The organism is Fulvimarina manganoxydans (genome assembly GCF_900176465.1).
Classification (GTDB): domain Bacteria; phylum Pseudomonadota; class Alphaproteobacteria; order Rhizobiales; family Rhizobiaceae; genus Fulvimarina; species Fulvimarina manganoxydans.
In genome coordinates, this window is the sequence record NZ_FWXR01000001.1 from 168,302 (window position 1) to 187,271 (window position 18,970).

Annotated in this window: 22 protein-coding genes; 16 read left to right on the top strand and 6 right to left on the bottom strand. The window is 64.0% G+C overall.

What is annotated here, in order from left to right; translation table 11 throughout:
• Positions 1-133: 133 nt before the first annotated feature.
• From argJ to B9A15_RS00830, 5 genes are all read left to right on the top strand, one after another.
• Positions 134-1,375, top strand: a complete 1,242-nt coding sequence (gene argJ, locus B9A15_RS00810; RefSeq protein ID WP_084407989.1) for a bifunctional glutamate N-acetyltransferase/amino-acid acetyltransferase ArgJ — start codon at positions 134-136, stop codon at positions 1,373-1,375.
• Positions 1,356-2,147 carry a GNAT family N-acetyltransferase gene (locus B9A15_RS00815; protein WP_084407991.1) on the top strand — a complete coding sequence of 264 codons (792 nt, stop codon included), beginning with the start codon at positions 1,356-1,358 and terminating at the stop codon, positions 2,145-2,147. Before argJ ends, B9A15_RS00815 begins: the two co-directional genes overlap by 20 nt.
• Positions 2,144-2,560 carry an 8-oxo-dGTP diphosphatase MutT gene (gene mutT / locus B9A15_RS00820; protein WP_084407993.1) on the top strand — a complete coding sequence of 139 codons (417 nt, stop codon included), beginning with the start codon at positions 2,144-2,146 and terminating at the stop codon, positions 2,558-2,560. Before B9A15_RS00815 ends, mutT begins: the two co-directional genes overlap by 4 nt.
• A gap of 128 nt (positions 2,561-2,688) precedes the next feature.
• Entirely contained in the window at positions 2,689-3,009 is a 321-nt protein-coding gene (locus B9A15_RS00825) for a hypothetical protein (protein WP_084407995.1), read from the top strand.
• Complete coding sequence (locus B9A15_RS00830; protein ID WP_084407997.1) at positions 3,003-3,212, top strand: Flp family type IVb pilin; 210 nt, start codon at positions 3,003-3,005, stop codon at positions 3,210-3,212. The genes B9A15_RS00825 and B9A15_RS00830 overlap by 7 nt, the downstream gene beginning before the upstream one ends.
• A gap of 36 nt (positions 3,213-3,248) precedes the next feature.
• On the opposite strand, the gene B9A15_RS00835 is transcribed toward B9A15_RS00830, so the two are convergent.
• Complete coding sequence (locus tag B9A15_RS00835) at positions 3,249-4,160, bottom strand: methyltransferase domain-containing protein (protein ID WP_244556748.1); 912 nt, start codon at positions 4,158-4,160, stop codon at positions 3,249-3,251.
• 215 nt (positions 4,161-4,375) lie between these two features.
• On the opposite strand from B9A15_RS00835, the gene B9A15_RS00840 reads away from it, so the two are divergent.
• From B9A15_RS00840 to B9A15_RS00855, 4 genes are read left to right on the top strand one after another with little or no spacing between them, the layout of a single operon-like run.
• Positions 4,376-5,125 carry a ComF family protein gene (locus B9A15_RS00840; protein WP_084407999.1) on the top strand — a complete coding sequence of 250 codons (750 nt, stop codon included), beginning with the start codon at positions 4,376-4,378 and terminating at the stop codon, positions 5,123-5,125.
• A 48-nt stretch (positions 5,126-5,173) separates the two neighbouring features.
• Complete coding sequence (gene grxC, locus B9A15_RS00845; protein ID WP_084408001.1) at positions 5,174-5,431, top strand: glutaredoxin 3; 258 nt, start codon at positions 5,174-5,176, stop codon at positions 5,429-5,431.
• A 33-nt stretch (positions 5,432-5,464) separates the two neighbouring features.
• Entirely contained in the window at positions 5,465-6,379 is a 915-nt protein-coding gene (locus tag B9A15_RS00850) for a carbon-nitrogen hydrolase family protein (RefSeq protein ID WP_084408002.1), read from the top strand.
• Positions 6,376-6,900 carry a DUF1178 family protein gene (locus B9A15_RS00855; protein ID WP_084408004.1) on the top strand — a complete coding sequence of 175 codons (525 nt, stop codon included), beginning with the start codon at positions 6,376-6,378 and terminating at the stop codon, positions 6,898-6,900. Before B9A15_RS00850 ends, B9A15_RS00855 begins: the two co-directional genes overlap by 4 nt.
• Positions 6,901-7,160: 260 nt before the next feature.
• On the opposite strand, the gene B9A15_RS00860 is transcribed toward B9A15_RS00855, so the two are convergent.
• Together B9A15_RS00860 and B9A15_RS00865 are read right to left on the bottom strand one after the other, a co-directional pair.
• Positions 7,161-7,997, bottom strand: coding sequence for a PhzF family phenazine biosynthesis protein (locus B9A15_RS00860; RefSeq protein WP_084408006.1), 837 nt, complete (start codon positions 7,995-7,997; stop codon positions 7,161-7,163).
• 137 nt (positions 7,998-8,134) lie between these two features.
• Entirely contained in the window at positions 8,135-8,587 is a 453-nt protein-coding gene (locus tag B9A15_RS00865) for a GNAT family N-acetyltransferase (RefSeq protein WP_084408008.1), read from the bottom strand.
• Positions 8,588-8,713: 126 nt separating this feature from the next.
• Between B9A15_RS00865 and B9A15_RS00870 the strand changes: the two genes are divergently transcribed.
• Positions 8,714-9,925, top strand: a complete 1,212-nt coding sequence (locus tag B9A15_RS00870; RefSeq protein ID WP_084408406.1) for an MFS transporter — start codon at positions 8,714-8,716, stop codon at positions 9,923-9,925.
• Here B9A15_RS00870 and B9A15_RS00875 read toward each other — a convergent pair.
• Complete coding sequence (locus tag B9A15_RS00875) at positions 9,892-10,578, bottom strand: DapH/DapD/GlmU-related protein (RefSeq protein ID WP_084408010.1); 687 nt, start codon at positions 10,576-10,578, stop codon at positions 9,892-9,894. The genes B9A15_RS00870 and B9A15_RS00875 overlap by 34 nt on opposite strands.
• 235 nt (positions 10,579-10,813) lie before the next feature.
• On the opposite strand from B9A15_RS00875, the gene B9A15_RS00880 reads away from it, so the two are divergent.
• From B9A15_RS00880 to B9A15_RS00895, 4 genes are all read left to right on the top strand, one after another.
• Positions 10,814-10,987: a hypothetical protein gene (locus tag B9A15_RS00880; RefSeq protein WP_210190458.1), complete on the top strand. Its 174-nt coding sequence runs from the start codon at positions 10,814-10,816 to the stop codon at positions 10,985-10,987.
• Positions 10,988-11,125: 138 nt separating this feature from the next.
• On the top strand, positions 11,126-11,713 hold the full coding sequence (locus B9A15_RS00885; RefSeq protein ID WP_084408014.1) for an SCO family protein: 588 nt from the start codon (positions 11,126-11,128) through the stop codon (positions 11,711-11,713).
• 232 nt (positions 11,714-11,945) lie between these two features.
• Positions 11,946-13,838, top strand: coding sequence for a cation:proton antiporter (locus tag B9A15_RS00890; RefSeq protein ID WP_084408016.1), 1,893 nt, complete (start codon positions 11,946-11,948; stop codon positions 13,836-13,838).
• 3 nt (positions 13,839-13,841) lie between these two features.
• Complete coding sequence (locus B9A15_RS00895) at positions 13,842-14,708, top strand: 50S ribosomal protein L11 methyltransferase (protein WP_084408018.1); 867 nt, start codon at positions 13,842-13,844, stop codon at positions 14,706-14,708.
• Positions 14,709-14,857: 149 nt separating this feature from the next.
• Here the strand turns inward: B9A15_RS00895 and B9A15_RS00900 are convergent, their stop codons facing one another.
• Positions 14,858-15,061: a hypothetical protein gene (locus tag B9A15_RS00900; RefSeq protein WP_084408020.1), complete on the bottom strand. Its 204-nt coding sequence runs from the start codon at positions 15,059-15,061 to the stop codon at positions 14,858-14,860.
• A gap of 328 nt (positions 15,062-15,389) precedes the next feature.
• On the opposite strand from B9A15_RS00900, the gene B9A15_RS00905 reads away from it, so the two are divergent.
• The gene (locus B9A15_RS00905; RefSeq protein WP_084408022.1) at positions 15,390-17,210 is read left to right on the top strand and encodes an aminopeptidase P family protein; all 1,821 of its coding nucleotides are present in this window, start codon (positions 15,390-15,392) and stop codon (positions 17,208-17,210) included.
• Positions 17,211-17,240: 30 nt separating this feature from the next.
• Here B9A15_RS00905 and B9A15_RS00910 read toward each other — a convergent pair whose 3' ends face one another.
• Complete coding sequence (locus B9A15_RS00910) at positions 17,241-17,729, bottom strand: BA14K family protein (protein ID WP_084408024.1); 489 nt, start codon at positions 17,727-17,729, stop codon at positions 17,241-17,243.
• Between the two features lie 351 nt (positions 17,730-18,080).
• On the opposite strand from B9A15_RS00910, the gene B9A15_RS00915 reads away from it, so the two are divergent.
• Complete coding sequence (locus tag B9A15_RS00915) at positions 18,081-18,929, top strand: fumarylacetoacetate hydrolase family protein (protein WP_084408408.1); 849 nt, start codon at positions 18,081-18,083, stop codon at positions 18,927-18,929.
• Positions 18,930-18,970 lie beyond the last annotated feature (41 nt).

Below are 18,970 nucleotides of genomic sequence, written 5' to 3' on the forward strand. Positions count from 1 at the left end.
GGGACTGGGCCGATCTGCGATCGAAGGATTGGCGGTCTGCCTCGCCCGCCCGCCCTCTTGGCGTTGCCTCGGGCCGGCGACGATCGGCCCCATCGCCTGATCATGCTGCTTTGAACGAGGAAAGCCCGCCGCCATGGCCCACGCCGTCTCTCCGCTCGCGCCGAAATCCATCCCCAATGCGCCCGGTCTCGAGGGCGTCAGGATCGCGACCGCCTCGGCCGGCATCAAATATAAGGGCCGGACCGATCTGATGGTCATGGTCTTCGACGAGCCGGCGGCGGTCGCCGGCGTCTTCACGACCTCTAGATGTCCGTCGGCCCCAGTCGACTTCTGCCGCGCCAATCTGGTTCATGGGCGCGCCCGGGTTCTCGTGGTCAATTCCGGCAATGCTAATGCCTTTACGGGCAAGAAGGGCCGTGAATCGACGGCTGCGACGGCGAAAGCGGCGGCCGAGGCGGCGGGATGCGAGGAAAGCGAGGTGTTTCTCGCCTCGACGGGCGTCATCGGCGAACCGCTCGACGTCTCGCGCTTCTCCCATCTTCTCGGCGATCTCGCCAAGGAAGCCATACCCGGCCGTTGGCGCGAGGCTGCCGAAGCAATCATGACGACGGACACCTATCCGAAGCTCGTCACCCGCCAGGCCGAGATCGGCGGGACCACGGTCACCGTCAACGGGATCGCCAAGGGCGCGGGCATGATCGCGCCGGACATGGCGACGATGCTGTCCTTCCTCGCAACGGACGCGCCGATTTCGGCGCCGGTTCTCCAGAGCCTCCTGCGCGAAGCCGTCGAGCCGAGCTTCAATTCCGTCACGGTCGACAGCGATACCTCCACCTCCGACACGCTGCTCCTGTTCGCGACGGGACGGGCTAAGGGGCGCGGCTGCCCAGAAATCACCGATGCTGCGGATGAGCGCCTTGGCGGCTTTCGCGAGGCTTTGAAGGGGCTGCTTCTCGACCTCGCACGCCAGGTCGCACGCGACGGCGAAGGCGCTCGCAAGGAAATCGTGGTGACGGTCGAGGGCGCTCTGAGCGATGCGGCGGCCAAGCGGATCGCGCTGTCGATCGCCAATTCGCCTCTGGTCAAGACGGCGGTCGCCGGCGAGGATGCCAATTGGGGCCGCGTCGTCATGGCCGTCGGGAAGGCGGGCGAAGAGGCGGACCGCGATCGCCTCGCGATCCATTTTGGCGATGTGCGTGTCGCTTTCGAGGGCGAGCGCGATCCGCACTATTCGGAAGCGGCCGCGAGCGCGGTGATGAAGCGGGAGGAAATCCCGATCCGCGTCGAACTCGGCCTCGGGTCCGGGCGCTGGACCGTCTATACCTGTGACCTGACGAAGGAATATGTGGCGATCAATGGCGATTACAGAAGCTGACTCGGCCTCCAAGCTCGCGGTGATCCGCCGGCTGGAAGCCGTGGGCTTCCGGGCTTTCCCTGCCACCCATACCGTCTTCGACGGCACCTGGGCCGTGCGGCTCACGCCGGCCTTTCCGGCCAAGCGCCTGAATTCGGTCAATCCGCTCGATCCGTCCGATCACGCTCGCATCGCCGAGCGGGTCCAGGCGGCCGAGCGTCGCTTTGCCGAAGCCGGTCGCTCGCTGGTCTTCCGGCTCTCCCCGCTGGCCTCGCCCGAGCTCGTCGCCTTTCTCGACGACGCCGGATTTCGTGCCTTCGACGAAACGCTGGTCATGACTTGCGATTTGGAGAAGGCGGACTTTGCCGATCTCGTCGACCGGATTCCGATCCATGACGTCCAGCGCTATGTGGCAGCGAGCCTTGCCGTTCACGAGCGCCCCGCCTCTCTCGGCAATGGCCTTCAGCGCATTTTGGAGGACATCGCTCCGCAAAAGGCGATGTTTGTGCGCCAGGAGGCTTGTGGTTCGCCCGAAGCTGTGGCGCTAGCAATCAACGAGCGCGAGCTTGCCGGTATCCTCGACGTCGCCGTCGCCAAGAGCCGACGCGGCCATGGCATCGGCCGCGATCTCGTTCGCACGGCGCTGCGTCATGTGCATCTGCGCGGCGCCAAGACTGCTTGGGTTCAGGTGGAGGCCGACAACGAGGCGGGCCTGAGGCTCTATCGCTCGCTCGGCTTTTCGGAAGCCTATCGCTACATCTACCGAGCCCGGTTCGAGACGGAGCGCTCATGAGTGCGAATGCGCGAAAGATCTTGCTCGTCGCGGCGTGCGCGCTGATCGATGCCGATGGGCGGCTCCTTATCGCCCAACGGCCAGAGGGCAAGTCTCTGGCCGGTCTCTGGGAGTTTCCTGGAGGCAAGGTCGAGCCGGGTGAGACACCCGAGGAGACACTGATTCGGGAGCTGCGCGAGGAACTCGGCGTCGAGACGCGCGAGGCCTGTCTCGCCCCGCTGACCTTCGCCAGCCACAGCTATGACGACTTCCACCTCCTGATGCCGCTCTATGTCTGCCGACGCTTCGAGGGGATTGCGCGCGGCGAGGAAGGCCAAGCGGTGAAGTGGGTGCGCGCGAAGGACCTGAGGTCCTATCCCATGCCGCCGGCCGACGAGCCGCTGATCGCGCCGCTGATCGACCTTCTCGGTTGAGAAACGAAGGCCGATTTTTGAGGCTGACGCTCAGACCCGTCGGAGACAGCCGCAGAGAATTTGTTAAATCCTTCCTAAGACTCCTCCGGCCATAATGAACCCGCAGGGGAAAAGTCTGTGAGGACGGCATGACCGAGTTCGAAATCCGCAACGACAAAGACGACGATCTCGATCTCGCGCGCCCGGTCGCGGAATTCCGCAATGCCCTTTTGCGGGCAAGCCTTCTCTTCGGTGTCGTCGCCCTTGCTCTCGGCCTCGTCATCCTTCCGTCGACGGGGGAGCGAAGCGGCAGCCTGTTCGCTTCCAACCGGCCGAATATCGACATGATGACCACCGGCTCGATCGAGCCGAACGGATCTGGGACCTACCGGGTCCAACGCAGTGTTTTGCAGCCGAGCGGCGGGGCCTGTTTCGTCTTTCAGGATGGCGGGAGACGAGGCTCATGTTGAAACTCCTGTTCAACCAGATGAGCCTTCGGTTTTCGACCGTTCGTATGAAGCGCTTCATCGCGGACGAACGGGGTGTCACGGCCATCGAATATGTTCTGATCGCCGGCATCATGGCTGTTGCGGTTGCCGCATCCTTCAGCCGGATCGCCCCAGCTTTGAAGATGGTCGCGGACACAGTCGAGGCTGCATTGCTCGGCAAATAGGCCGAAAGCCAACGGATCGTACAGGCTTTCGCGTGCCTATGATCCGTTGCCGGGAGACAGCGCGTCTTTCAAGCTCGCCTTGGCGCTGCCCGGCCTCAGCGGCTTCTGCTGGCTTTCATGCGGTACCCAGCCCGAGAGATAGACGATCTCGAACGTTGCCCGAACGCGTCCATCCGCGTCGGCAAAGCGTTCGGCATAGATCTCCGCCGCGCGGAGAAGCGTCTCGCGGCGCAGAGGCCGGCGCGAACGCTCGGACAGCATGTTGGACAGCCCCATCTGCCGCAGATCTCGACCGAGGGCAAAAAGCGAATCGTAGCGCACCGTCAGCCGGTCCATATCGGTGACCGGAAGCGCGAATCCGGCCCGCTGCAAAAGTCCCCCCATATCGCGAATGTCGGGAAAAGGGGCGACACGGGGCGAAGCGCCACCCACCGTTTCGGTCTCGGCATGCAACAGCGACTGTCTGAGCTCCGTCAGACTGTCGCCGCCCAGAAGCGCGGCTGAGAACAGTCCGTCCGGCTTCAGAGCGCGGCGGATCTGAATGAGGGTCCCCGGCGTGTCATTGGTCAGATGCAGAGATAGATTTGAGACGACCAGATCGAGGGAGGCGGGCGCCAGTGCCAGCGCCTCCTCGTCGCCGACGAAGCCGAGAGAGGTGGGCGCAAGAAGTTCGGCATGGGGGCTCATCGCGACGACGGTTCCCACATTGGCCAAATCGGCGAGGCGCTCGGCGAGGTGACCGCTAGGATCGTCGATGTCGAGCGCGATCGCAAAGTCGCGTTGGGTCACGCTGAGGCGATCGGCGAGTTCTTCAGCCGCCGCGCGGTAGAGAAAGTCGCTGGCGGCAAGGGACCGGTCGCGATGGCGCCGTCGCCGCCTTTCGGTCATCAGCTGACGGTCGAAGAGCCGCACCGTGCCCGCATCGTCCATCCCCGCGCGTTCGCTCATAGCTTCCTTTCCCGCCATCCGCATTTCATATAGGCACCGCTTCGCCCAGCGGATATGGTGCGCTCGCCCGCATCGCATGCGAGATCGCGCCAGTCGAGAACCGCGGCAGCCGACGTGCTGCCTTGCATGAGCCGTAACGCGGGCCGGACGCGCCTTCTTTCGCGAGGGATCGAATGGCCCCGGAGGCAGCGCCTATGGTGAGGAGGCCGGCTCTGATGAACATTTTTCGGCGCGGGACGGCGCTTTTTGCCAGTGGCTTCGGACGGCTCATCTTCCCCCCCGTCTGTCCGGGCTGCCAGACGGCCCTGCGCGATGCGCATGCGGTCTGCCCCACATGCTGGTCAACCTTGCGCTTCATCGAGCGTCCCTTCTGCGAGGTGCTTTGCCTGCCCTTCGCCTACGACCTCGGCCATGGGTTCCTGTCGGCCGAAGCGATCGCCGATCCGCCGCCTTTCAGGCGCCTTCGAGCCGCCGTCCTCTATCAGGATCTCGCCGGCCGGCTCGTCTCCTCTTTAAAATACGGCGACCGCACCGATCTCGTTCCCCTAATGGCCGGTTGGATGCGCCGGGCCGGTGCCGAGCTTCTCGATAAGGCCGAAGTGATCGTTCCGGTTCCCCTGCACAAGGGCCGGCTTTGGGGGCGGCAGTTCAATCAGTCGGCGGAGCTCGCCCGCCTCGTCGCCCATCACAGCCGGACGGCTTACGCGCCGCTTGCCCTGCAGCGCGTCAAGGCGACGCGAAGCCAGGTGGGCCTCGGGCCGCAGCAGCGCCGCGACAATGTCCGGGGGGCCTTTCGCGTGCGCGATCAGCGCCGCTTCGAGGTCGAGGGCAAGCATGTTTTGCTGATCGACGACGTCTATACGACGGGCGCGACGGTCAGTGCGGCGACGCGTGCGTTGAAGCGGGCCGGTGCGCGGGAAGTGGATGTGCTGACCTTCGCCCGGGTTGCGACGCGCGAAGGCTGACGCCATATCGCTATCCAACGATTCATCCCGAGGGAAACGGCCGATCCGATGTCCGACGTTACGATCTACACCCGCCAGTTTTGCGGATTTTGCAGCCGCGCCAAGACGCTTCTCGACCAGAAGGGCGTGACATACGAGGAGAAGGACGCGACCGCCTCGCCGCAACTGCGCCAGGAGATGATCGAACGGGCAAAGGGCGCGTCGACCTTCCCGCAGATTTTCGTCGGCGAGACCCATGTGGGTGGCTGCGACGATCTTTTCGCTCTGGACCGGGCCGGCAAGCTCGATCCGCTTCTTGCCGCCTGACGCTTTAAGAGATCCGCCGGAGACTTCGCACCGATGACCGTCTTTCGCGCCGCCGTCCTGCAGATGCGTTCCGGTACCGACCCGGAGGCCAATGCGAGGGATTTCGCGGCCCTGGTCGAGGAGGCGGTCGCGGCCGGCGCGACCTATGTCCAGTCGCCGGAAATGACCAATATGGTCCAGCGCGATCGCGCCGGACTGATGGCCAAGCTCAAGAGGGAAGCAGACGATCCCGTCGCGAAACGCGCCGCCGATCTCGCGCGCGCCCACGGCATCACTATCCATGTCGGCTCGATCGCCGTCGATCTCGGTGACGGCCGGGTGGCCAACCGCGCGCTTCTCTTCGGCCCCGACGGCCAGCGGCTCGGCGCCTATGATAAGATCCACATGTTCGACGTCGATCTCGACAATGGCGAGAGCTGGCGCGAGTCGCGCACCTATCGACCGGGCGAGACCGCCGGCATCATTGATCTTCCGGTCGCGGAAGGGGGCGCGTGCTTTGGCCTGGCCATCTGCTACGACATGCGCTTCCCGCATCTCTTCCGCGAGGAGGCGATGGCGGGGGCGGAGGTGCTGACCGCGCCGGCCGCCTTTACCCGCCAGACGGGCGAGGCCCATTGGCATGTTCTACTTCGGGCGAGGGCTATCGAGAATGGTGCCTTCGTCATCGCTGCCGCCCAAGGCGGCATCCATGAGGATGGCCGTGAGACCTATGGCCATTCGCTGATCGTCGACCCCTGGGGCCGGGTGCTGGCGGAAGTCGACGGCGATGCGCCGGGGATCGCCGTTGCCGATATCGATCTGGCACGCGTTGCCGAGACGCGGGCCAAGATCCCGAATCTCAAGAACGCCCGCGCCTTCGACGCCGGCAATCGCCGCATCACGGTCACGGGCGCGATCGGTCCGGCAGAGGGCGCGCACTCGCAGCGCGAGCCGGAGACCGCCTCGTGATCCATTTCGACCTTCGCTGCGAGGGCGGACATCGCTTCGATGGCTGGTTTCGATCGGGCGCCGATTTCGAACGGCAGATCACGCTTGGGCTCGTCGCTTGTCCGACTTGCGCGAGCGTCAAGGTGGAGAAGGCGCTGATGCGGCCGGCGGTTGCTCTGAAATCCGCACCGGCGCCGGTCGAGACCCCTCAAACGAGCGAGCCGACGTCACCGGCAGGACCGTTGCCAGCGGGCCCGGTGGCGGCCAAGCCCCAAGAGGCTCACGCCGTCGCGGGGCCTGAAGCGCCTGCCGCGGCGGCCATGGCTAAGCTCTATCAGGCGCTCCAGGCGCATGCGCGCGTCGTGCGGGAGAAAGCGGAGAATGTCGGGCCGCGCTTTGCCGAAGAGGCGAGGCGCATCCATTATGACGAAGCCGAGAAGCGCGGCATCTATGGCGAGGCGACGCGACAGGAGGTCGAAGCACTCCATGAGGAGGGGATCGTCGCCGTCCCCCTCCCGCCTTTGCCGGAAGACCACAACTGATCAGGGTTTAGAGTGAAACGCGACCAAGTTGGGTGGCATGTTCACTCTAACCTCTTGTTTGTCGTAAGCCGTGGTCCAAAAAGTCGATCAACTTTTTGGCGTCTTACTCTAGGGCAGCCTGTCTGAACGGCGTTTAGCCGGTGCTCGGCACGGCGACCGAGAAAGACGAGGCGTCGAAGCTATCGCCTTCACGATCAAGTCGCTGAATGCGGTCGAGCGTTGTCTCGTGTTCTATGAACTCAAGCCGACGGACCGTTTCGTCAGGCGGTCGCGCCTGCCGGAACACGGATCGTTCCCGTCAGATAGAGGACCGCTTTGCCGGAAATGACCACGATCTCGCCCTCCAGTCGGCAGGTGAGATCGCCGCCACGCTCTGAGACCTGGCGGGCGGCGAATTCGGTCTTGCCGAGGACCGCCGCCCAATAGGGAACGAGCGAGCAATGAGCCGAACCGGTGACCGGGTCTTCGTCGATGCCGGCTTTTGGCGCAAACATGCGGCTGACGAAATCGAGCCCCGATCCGGATGCCCCCGGTGCGGTCGCGATGAGATTGCGCGGTGGCAGCCTCCCGACCGCCCGCATGTCGGGCCGCAGAGCCTCGACCTCTGCGGCGGTTTCGAAGACGGCGAGATAGGAGGTGTCGTCCTGGGCGACGAATTCGACGACTTCGCGCGGGCGGGCGCCAAGGGCCTCGGCGACCCCTTCCACATCGCGATCAAGGCCTTTCGGACGGATGGGAAAGCGCATCGAGAAGATGCCATCCGGGTTACGGGTCACGGTCAGATCGCCTGCTTGTCGGGTCCCGAAGGTCAGCGTTTGTGCATTCTCGCCAAGGCATTCGGTGATGACGAAGGCGGTTGCGAGCGTCGCATGGCCACAGAGCGGCACTTCGATCGTCGGCGTGAACCAGCGCAGGTCCCACCGCCCATCGCCCGCCGGCACGAAGAAGGCGGTCTCGGCGAGATTGTTCTCCGCCGCGATCGTCTGCATCAGCGCGTCGGGCAGCCAGGATTCGAGCGGTACGACGGCGGCCGGATTGCCGGCAAAGAGCCGGTCGGTGAAGGCGTCGACCTGATAGATCGGCAGGCTCTCGGACATCAATTGGTCATCCCTCTCTCGACGCTTAGTGCAATTGGTAGCCAATGCCGACAAAGCGGCTCAAGCGCCGTCATGTGTCGGTGACAGAGCGATGTGTGGCGGGGGCAATCCGTGAACCTTGCCCCGCCTCGCGGATTTCACCGGATATATTGGATGAAGTCGCTCTTGTGGGCGATGCGGTCGTAGAGGGCGCGCGCGGTGTGATTGTGCTCCTGGGTCAGCCAATAGACCCGCGAGACCCCTTCCGCGTCCGCCGCGTCGTAAACGGCCTCGATCAGCCGGCGGCCGAGGCCCGTTCCGCGCCTATCGGGATCGACGAAGAGATCCTGCAGATAACAGACATTCTCGATCCGCCAGCCATGGCGATGGAAGAGGTAATGACCAAGCCCGACCAGCTTACCGTCCGCTTCCGCGACCAGGCCGCGAAACTCGTGCTCCTTGCCCGAAAGCAGGCGCTCGAAGCTCGATCGATAGACCTCTTCCGGCAGCGACGTCTCGTAGAAGATCAGATAGCCGGTCCAGAGCCGGCGCCATTCGGCTTCGTCGGAGCGGCGCAAGGGGCGGATTATCGGCTCGATGGATGGTGTCATCGAAGGTCTCCTGAACCGTCGCGAAATCACGAACGGACTTTCTCTCAAAGGGTCATGGTGTCAGGAGAGGCATGACTCGCTATGTGATCACCGCGAGCTTTTTCGTTTTCTAGGATGATCCTTCCCATGACCGCAAGCACCGAGACGGGCAGCGGAGCGGAGACCGACGCTCAATCGCAACGGATCGGGCTCGCTCTGACGACATTGTTTGCCGTCGCCTGCGGGGCCCTCGCCGCCAATCTTTATTATGCCCAGCCCCTGGTCGCGCTGATCGGGGCCGACACCGGTCTGTCCGTTTCGGCCGAGAGCGTCATCGTGACGGTCGCCCAGATCGGTTACGCGATCGGCCTCGTCTTTCTCGTACCGCTCGGCGATATTCTCGAGAACCGCAAGCTGATCCTCGCCACGATGGGGCTGAACGTGGTGAGCCTCGTCGGTCTGGCGTTGGCGCCGGGGCTCGCCTCGCTCTTTGCCATGATGCTCGTCGTCGGAATCACTTCCTGCGCCGCGCAGATGATCGTCCCGCTCGCCGCCAATCTCGCCCCGGCCGCCGAGCGCGGAGCCGTCGTCGGGAATGTCATGACCGGGCTTCTTGGCGGCATTCTCCTGGCGCGGCCTGTGGCGAGCTTTCTTGCCGACTATATCAGTTGGCGTGGCGTCTTCGCCGCTTCGGCCGCTCTCGTCGGTCTGGTGCTGCTCGTCGGTCTCCTGCGTCTGCCCGCCCGGACACCGACCGTGGGCAAGGGCTATGGCGAACTCATCGGCTCGCTTGGCAAGCTCTTTGCGAAGCAGCCGGTCCTCAGGCGCCGTGGGCTCTATCATGCCAGCATGTTCGGTGCCTTCTCCCTGTTCTGGACGGCCGCGCCGATCATTCTGTTTCGCGAGCCCTTCAATTTCTCATCGACGCAAGTCGCGCTCTTCACGCTTGCCGGCGTCTTCGGCGTCTTTGCCGCTCCCATTGCCGGACGGCTCGCCGATCGGGGCCATACGGTCATCGGAACCACGATCGCGATTTCGCTGGCGGTCCTCGCCTTCGTGCTCGCCTGGTTCGGGGAGACCGTGTTCTGGCCCCTGCTTCTCGCCGGTGTCGTTATCGATCTCGGCGTTCAAGCCAATCTCGTCTTCGGCCAGCGCGAGATCTACGAACTCGACGCCTCGATCCGCAATCGCCTGAATTCGGTCTATATGACGACCTTCTTCCTGGGCGGCGCGGTCGGCTCGGCTTTGGCGAGTCCGCTTCTGGAAACCTTCGGCTGGACGGCCGTCTGCCTCGTCGGGGCCGGGGCGCCAGCGCTCTCGCTTCTCTATTTCGTCTTGGTCGACGCGAAAGGGTCCTGAGCCTCCCATTTGTCGAGAAAGGCCTCGACGGGAAGCGCCGCCATATCGGGACAGGCTTCGAAGAGCGTGTCGATCGGCCAGTCCCACCAGGCGAGCGCGAGAAGGCGCTCGGCGATCGACGGATCGAAGCGTGAGCGCAAGACTCGAGCGGGGACGCCTGCAATGATCGCGTAGGCGGTGACGTCCCTCGTCACCACCGCATTGGCGCCGATGACCGAGCCGGTGCCGATGGTCACGCCGGGCATGATGACGGCATTCTGCCCGATCCAGACATCGGCGCCGATCGTCACGCGGGCCGCCCGCCGGGTATCGCGAAACCCTTGATCGACCGGGCGCCAGCGGAAATACTCGTTGGGGCGATAGGCGATCTTATGGGTGGTCACTCGGTCGAGCGGATGGGCGAGGGCATTGATCCGCGCATTCGGCGCGATCGAGCAGAAAGGGCCGATCGAGGCGTAAGTCGCCTCGCCGCCCGGCTCGAAATAGGTGAAGGCACCGATCTCCACGTCACGCAAGGTCACGCGAGGCCCGATCTCCACATAGTCGGCAAGCTTGCAACTCTTCAGCGAGGCGGATGGGTGGATCTTCGGCTCCTTGGGCCGAAACCGCAATTCCAGATGCGATGGGTCGGCCTCAGGATCATAGTCGGGCATGGTTCGGTTCCGGGTGAGGCGGTCATTCGCGAAAGCGGCAATGCGACCTCGTATCAAGCTTTGCCGCACCGGCACAAACAGACATCGGTTCAAAGAACGGGGCAGCGGCTTTGTTTGTCTGGGTCTGGTTACCGACGCCGGACTTGTGCCAACGGACTTGTTAAGCTCCGCAGAGTTCCCTCCACGCTGCTATAATTGATTGGTGTAACGATTGTTTTGGTTCTATCAAATGATCATGAATGATTCGGCCAGAACCCTTCGAGCCACTCGATGGCTCGCCGCTTTCGGTATCTGCTTCGTCGTGATCGGTGTTGCCGGGCTCGCTTTCGAGGCGGCGCTCGGCTGGATGAAGCATGGCGAGCGCATTTTCCTCGATACGCTCGCCGCCGGCTGGGCCTTGTGCTTCTGAAGGCCGCAGCGCTCCACACTCGATCTTGAGGGGAGCCGCCCGGCTCTTTGTCGATTCATTTGCCGAGCTATGATACCGGCAAGGGCCAATCGCCCGGTGAAGGGCAACGTCGAACGCGAAAGAATTGCGGCACCTCCCATGAAAGCACTTCGTATCGGTCTCTGGATCGTCGCGGCCCTTCTGGCGGGCGCGACAGCTGCGCTCTTCTTCACCCAGGCCCATCGCGGCACGGCGCAAAGCGGTCAACCATTCGGATCGCCGTTTCAACTCGTCGATCAGAATGGCGAGACGATCACCGAAGCGGCGCTCCAGGGACGGCCCTCGGCCGTCTTCTTCGGCTTTACCCATTGCCCTGAGGTCTGCCCGACGACCCTTTACGAGCTCTCCGGCTATCAGCAGAAGATCGTGGAGGAGGGCGGCGAGCCGTTTCAGATCGTCTTCGTCACCGTCGATCCCGAGCGCGACACCCCGTCCGTCCTGAAGGAATATGTCGAAGCCCTGACCAAGGATGTCCGCGCCGTCACCGGCGATCCCGAAAAGGTCGCTTCCATGCTAAAAGCGTGGGGGATCTATTCGAAGAAGGTCGGCGACGGCGACGATTATACGATGGATCACACGGCGACGACCTTCCTCATCGACGACGAGGGCCGGCTGGACGGGACCATCTCTTACGACGAGAATCCCGAGACGGCGCTCAAGAAGCTGGAAAAGCTGACCGGCGTCTGACCGCCTTTTGGTCGACGCGGTCGATCGGCTTGGCCGATCCTTCGTGGCTGCATCTTTCCGGTCGGCGGAACAAGCCTAGAATCCATTCCTTCCGACATCGATTGGCTTCGAGGGGCTCTCTCGCGCTCTGTTCGAGATGTTCTCGAAGCCGATCCGTGCGATGATGCGCGGTGCTTTCTGCACTATCGATAAACCGTGCCGGTGCTCCGCGCCCGATCCGACTGGGACATGAATGCAAGATCTCGCCCTCCAACTCGCGTTGATCGGTTTTGCCGGCATCGCGTCCCAGTGGCTCGCCTGGAAGCTGCGGCTTCCGGCGATCGTCCTTCTTTTCGCCGTCGGTCTTTTGTTCGGGCCGCTGACCGGCGCCATGAACCCCCGCAACGATTTCGGCGATCTCTATACGCCGCTGGTCTCGACCGCCGTCGCCATCATCCTGTTCGAGGGCGGGCTGACGCTCAATTTTCGCGAGATCCGTGAGACCTCGACGGCGGTGCGCCGCATCGTGCTGTTGTCCGGCCCCATGGTCTGGCTCCTGACGGCGCTCGCAGCCCATTATGTCGGCGATCTGTCCTGGCCGACCTCGCTCGTCCTCGGTGCGCTTCTCGTCGTCACCGGGCCGACCGTGATCATGCCGCTTCTGCGCCATGCCAAGCTCAAGGCCCGGCCGGCATCGATCCTCAGATGGGAAGCGATCGTCAACGATCCGCTGGGCGCGCTCTTCGCGGTCATCTGCTTCGAAGGCTATCTCGTCATCCATGGCCAACACGCGGCTGAAGGTCTGGTTCTCGACGTGATCTTCGCGCTGGTGATCGCGATCGGCGGCGGCATCGCGGCGGGCAGGGCGCTTGGCTGGCTCTTCACCCGCGGCCATGCGCCGGAATATCTGAAGGCGCCGATCCTTTTCGCCGTCGTCGTGGCGATGAATGCGCTCACCAATCTCGTCCTGGAAGAGGCGGGTCTTCTGACCGTCACCGTCATGGGCATCACCATGGCCAATGCGCGCATCTCCAGCCTCAACGAGCTGAAGCGCTTCAAGGAGACGATCACCATCCTGCTCGTTTCAGGTCTCTTCATCGTGCTGACCGCCTCGCTTGAGGCGGAGACGATCCTGAGCCTGGAATGGAAGGCCGTCGCCTTCATCGTCGCCGTGCTCTTCATTATCCGTCCGCTCGCCATCGGCCTGTCGACGATCGGCGCCGGGCTCGACTGGAAGGAGCGGCTTCTAGTCTCCTGGATCGCGCCGCGCGGTATCGTCGCCGTTGCGGTCGCCGGCCTCTTCGGCGCGACGCTCACCAATCTCGGCGTGGCCGATGGCGACCGCATGATCGCCTATACCTTCGCCGTGGTTGCCGCCACGATCCTTCTTCACGGTTTCACCCTCGGCCCCCTCGCCAAGCTTCTCGACCTCAAAGCGGCTGCGCGGCCAGGCGTTCTCCTCGTCGGAGCCTCGCGCTTCACCATCGCGCTCGCTCGCCGGCTGAAAGCCCAGGAAGTGCCGGTTCTCATCGCCGATTCCAACTGGTCGCGGATTTCCGAGGCCCGACTTGCCGAGGTCGAGACCTGGTATGGCGAGATCCTGTCGGAAGCGGCTCACCACAATCTCAACCTGTCGCGCTTCGACCATATGATCGCCGCGACCGACAATGACGCCTATAATGCACTGATCACGACGGACTTTGCCCCGGAAATCGGCCGTTCCGACGTTTTCCAGATCGGCGAGACCGGCGAGTCGGAGCGCCGCTCCATGAGCTTCACGATCGGCGGTCTGCCGCTGTTCAAGCCGGGCAAGAGCTTTGCGCAACTGCGCGATCTCGTCGTCGATGGCTGGAACTTCCAGGCGACACGGCTGACGGATGAATTCAGCTATAAAAAATTCGTCGAGACGCGGGTAGAGGGAACGCAGATCCTTCTCTGGATCAAGCCCTCCGGTGCCCTGGTCTTCGCGTCGAGCGAAGGGTCGGGCGATCCGGTCGAAGGCGATACAATCATTTCTTTTGGTCCGCCACGAGCGGACCGCGATCAGGAAAAGATCGCCAAGGCGACGACGACGGACAAGGATGTCCGAGCCGAACGGGCTCGCCGCACCATTGAAAGTGTCAAGCGAAAAGCGCAAACGCTCTGATCCATGCAGATACGTTACTTCATTCAGGGGCCCAAGGCAGATGCCGAGGGCTGGTACGCCGCGCTGGAGACGGCCTTCGAGGACGAGGGCTCGCCTCTGGCCATCACCGAAATCGACGAGGCCAAGCGCCTTTTCGAGGCGTCGGCCTATCTCGATGTGGACGAGGGCGATGACCGCGCGGCGGATTTCGCCGAAGCGATCGGTGTTGCGACGGATCGCGTGGGGCGAGAGGATCTGCCGGACAAGGACTGGATGGCCGACGTTCTCGCCGGGCTGAAGCCGGTGCGGGCGGGGCAGTTCCTCGTCCATGGCGCCCATGACCGTGACAAGGTGCGGCCGAACGATCTGTCGATCGAGATCGAAGCCGGCATGGCTTTCGGCACCGGGCATCACGGAACCACGGCCGGCTGTCTGACGCTCATCGGCGAAGAGGTGCGCCGTCGCAAGCCGCGCCGGGCGCTCGATCTTGGAACGGGCAGCGCCGTGCTCGCCATCGGTCTCGCCAAACTGGCCCGGATGCCGGTGCTTGCCACCGACATCGATCCGGTTGCCGTCAAGGTTGCGGCCGACAATGTACGCGAGAACGGCGTGGCTGGACTGGTCTCATGCGTCGAAGCGACAGGATTTCGCTCGGGTCAGGTTGCGACAAAGGCGCCATTCGATCTGATCGTTGCCAATGTCCTGGCAGGTCCTTTGCGGGCCATGGCGCCCGATTTCGCCCGCCATCTCGCGCCGGGCGGACGCGTCATTCTTTCGGGCATTCTCACGGAACAGCGCTGGTCTGTTCTGGCAAGCTTCGCGACGCAAGGGCTGTATCATCGCCGCACGCTGACAATGGGCGAATGGGTGACGCTGCTCCTGTCGCGTTGATGTATCGACGACAGGGGCGTTCGGGGCAAGAAAAAGGCCCGCTTCCGTGGATCGGAGCGGGCCCTTAGCGGTCGAATGCGGAACGTGTTTTGTGCCGGTCGCGCCACGACGCCTCAGCATGAGGCGCCCATTCGGCCGACCACCGTCAGTCAACGCTTCGGTGCGTCACCCTCGAACAGCGTGCCGCGATCGCTGTTTTCGAAGTCGATACCGTGGAGCGCGTAGTTCTGCGCGATGTAGCGGCGAACCTGACGCTCGCGGCCTTCCATCACACGGTCGAACATGGTGCGCATCACGCCCTTCGACTGGCGGGTCTTGCGCATGGAAAGATCGGTGAAGGTCGTCGTTGCCATGATGAAAATCCTCTCGGCTGGCAGGGCTAGCCTCCCTGGCAACCTATATGCGCCTTGGCGCGAGCCTGAGCTAGGCGGCTGGCTGCATAGCTCCCGCCCGTCTGCTGCAATGCAGCAATTCGCCGGATTCATCGTCGCGTAAGAATAGGTCGTTAGGGTTGACGGTTTGCTTTCGCTGCCATCGCGGCGGCTCCTGAGAGATTGTGCCTCGATCGCCGGTCCATGGTCGCTTTCCGCTCTCCGCCTTCCAGTCGCAATGAGGGCTCGCAGTGACGTCGGCGCTGGGATAGGGTTTGCCCATTCCCCTTCCTCGATCCGCGAGCCATTCATGTTTCAAAGTTTTGACGATGTCAGCGATTCCACCGAGACCCGGCAGCGCATCGAGGCGCTCCGCAGCCGGTTCGACGCGCTCGGCATCGATTGCTTCGTCGTGCCGCGGGCCGATCGCCATCAAAACGAATATATCCCCGAAAGCGAAGCGCGGCTCGCCTGGCTGACCGGATTTACGGGCTCGGCGGGCACCGCGGTCGTTCTCGCCGATCGGGCCGCGCTCCTGTCGGACGGACGCTATACGATCCAGATGCGCGAGCAGCTCGACCTCGACATCTTCGAGCCGGTCTCCAGCGTCGAGACCTCGCTCGAAGCCTATCTTTCCGAACATGCCAAGGGCCTTGCCATCGGCGTCGACCCCTGGCTGACGACGATCGCGGGTCTCGAACGTCTCAAACGCACCTTGGACAAGGTCGGGGGCAGGCTCGTTCGGCTTAACGACAACCCGATCGACAGTCTGTGGCAGAACCGGCCAGCCGCTCCCGCCGCCCCCTTGCGCCTTCATGACGAAGCGCTGGCGGGCCGGACGGTGCGCGAAAAGCTCGACGAGATCGCCGGACGCATTGCCGAGGCCGGCGCCGATCTGACGGCCTTGACCGACCCGGCCTCCGTCGCATGGACCTTCAACATCCGGGGCAGCGACGTCGCCCACACGCCTCTCGTCCTGTCCTTCGCGATCATCCGCGCCGATGGCACCGCGACCCTCTTCGTCGACGAGGGAAAGGTCGGGGCGGAGGAAGCGCGCCATCTCGCAGCGCTCGCAACGCTGCGGCCCTATGAGGCCTTTGCCGACGATTTCGCCAAGGCGGCGACGAATGCCAAGGTCGGGCTCGACCGCAATCTGGCCGCGGCGGCGCTGGCCGAGATCGTCGAAAAGGCGGGCGGGAGCGTCGTCGCGCTCACCGATCCGGCAAGCCTGCCGCGCGCCACGAAGACGGCGGCCGAGATTGCCGGCAGCCGGGACGCCCATCGACGGGACGGGGCGGCGATGGTCGCCTTTCTCGCCTGGCTCGACGATCAGGCGCCGGGCAGCCTCGACGAGATCGGCGCCGCCAAACGCCTCGAAGCCTGCCGTGTCGCGGCCGGCGAGGCGGCGCAGCGCCCCCTGCGGGATATTTCCTTCGATACGATCTCAGGCGCCGGGCCCCATGGCGCGGTCGTCCATTATCGGGTCTCCGAGCGCTCCAACAGGATGCTGCAGGCTGGCGAACTCTATCTGGTCGATTCGGGTGGCCAGTATGAGGACGGTACGACCGACATCACCCGAACCGTGCCGATCGGCGAGCCGACCGACGAGATGCGACGGATGTTCACGCTCGTCCTCAAGGGAATGATCGCGATTTCGACGGCGCGGTTTCCCAAAGGCACGCGCGGCGTCGATCTCGACGCGCTCGCACGCATCGCTTTGTGGAAGGCGGGCTGCGACTACGCCCATGGCACCGGCCACGGCGTAGGCGCCTTTCTGGCGGTGCATGAAGGGCCCCAATCGCTGTCCCGGCGCGGCATGGTTGCTTTGGAGCCGGGCATGATCCTCTCCAACGAACCCGGCTACTACAAGGAAGGCGCCTACGGCATCCGTATCGAGAATCTCGTTCTGGTCGAGGGACCGGCGCCCATAGCGGGAGGCGACGCGCCGATGCTGGGCTTCGAGACCCTGACCCTTGCCCCCATCGACCGCCGCCTCATCGATTTCTCGCTGCTTTTCGAGGAGGAGCGCGTCTGGCTCGATGCCTATCACCGGCGGGTGGCAGACGAGCTTACACCCTTTGTGACGCCGAGCGAGGCTCAATGGCTGAAAGGCATGACGGCGCCCTTGTGAGCGCCGTCTCCTGACATTCGTGTCGCCGGCTCAGCGGCAGACCCGGCGCGGGCCGTGATAGGGCTGATAGGTGCCCGACCGGGCGTCGAAGGAGCGGTACTTGGCGGCGCAATAGCGATACCAGGCGCCGCTCCCGCGAGGCGGGGCGCCATAGGCGGGCGCCACATAGTGCTGGCGAGCCGGGCGCACGCGATAGAGCGGACGTGGCTCGTAGCGATTGTAGCGCGGCTGGCTGGCGATCGCGGCGCCGACGCCGAGCCCGACGATACCGCCGATGATCGCGGCCGCCGCGGCGTCGTTGCGCCGATGATGGCGATAGCCCCTGTAGCCCCGATACCCTCGGTGGCCGCGATAGCCGCCATGTCGGTAATGGCGCCCGCCGCGCCAATAAGGGTCGGCTTTCGCTTGGCTGATACCGAGGCCGGGAAGCTGCATGCCGGCCGGCATTGTGGCCGGTGCAAGCGAGAGAGCCAGGGCGACAGCCAATGTCTTGACGGTTAACGATTTGAAGATGGACATGATCGTTTCCTCCGATCCAAGTGTCCCAATGAGGCCGATTGGCACGTGAACGCTGCCTGAACGGATGAACGCGGACGGCATGGGACGAGCGATAATGATGTGGCAGCTTGACCTTCTCGGGAAGAGAGCAAGCTGTTGGTCAACGAAAAGGTGAGCGGCGGCTCGCCCCCCCCCCCCAAGCCTCCGGTTCATGATCGGAAGCGTTGGGGCTAAGCCCGGGTGGCGCTTGAACGCCTCAGCGGCCCGATGCGCGAGCATTTTGTGCCGGTAGAACGTTCGAGCACGGCCGTTTTCCGCAGGTTTTGGCTGGATGCGATCATGCCTCCGGCCCTCTTGAAAGGAGCCCATATCATGCGACTGGTCCGGTTCGGCGCGCCCGGCGAGGAGAAGCCCGGTCTCATCGACGACGAGCATGTCCTGCGCGATCTCTCCCATGAGATCGACGACATTGCCGGGTCTGTCCTGTCGCGCGACGGGCTCGCCCATTTGGCGTCGCTCGATCCCAAAAGCCTGCCCAAGGCCGATCCGTCCCATCGGCTCGGTCCGCCGGTCGGACGCATCGGTCACTTCCTTGGGATCGGACGCAATTACGCCGAGCATGCGAAGGAGACCGGCGCGGAAACGCCGACACAGCCGCTGCTCTTCTCCAAGGCGCCCTCCGCGATCGGCGGGCCCCATGACGACATCATCATGCCGAAGGACGCGACGAAGCTCGACTACGAGGCCGAGATCGCAATCGTCATCGGCGAGGAGGCGCTCTACGTTTCCGAGGCAGAGGCGATGGATCATGTGGCAGGCTTCTGCTTGTGCAATGACGTGACCGAACGCACCTTTCAGAAGGATCGCGGCGGACAGTTCATCAAGGGCAAGAGCAGTCCCGGCTTCGGCCCACTCGGCCCCTGGCTCGTCACCAAGGACCGGATTGAAGACCCGCAGGCGTTCGACATCTGGCTCAATGTGAATGGCGAGCCGCGCCAGAAGGGGACGAGCGCCGACATGATCTTCTCCTTTGCGACCCTCGTCTCCCATATCTCGCATTTCATGAAGCTGATGCCGGGCGATGTCATCACGACGGGAACCCCGGCCGGTGTGGGCGCGGGCATGAACCCGCCACGCTTCCTTCAGGTCGGCGATATCGTGACGCTTGGTGCGAGCGGGCTCGGCGAGCAGCGGCTCGTCGTCGTTGAGCGGAAGAGCTGACACCGACGATCTCGATCTCAGTTTTCTGCCGAGGCGCGATG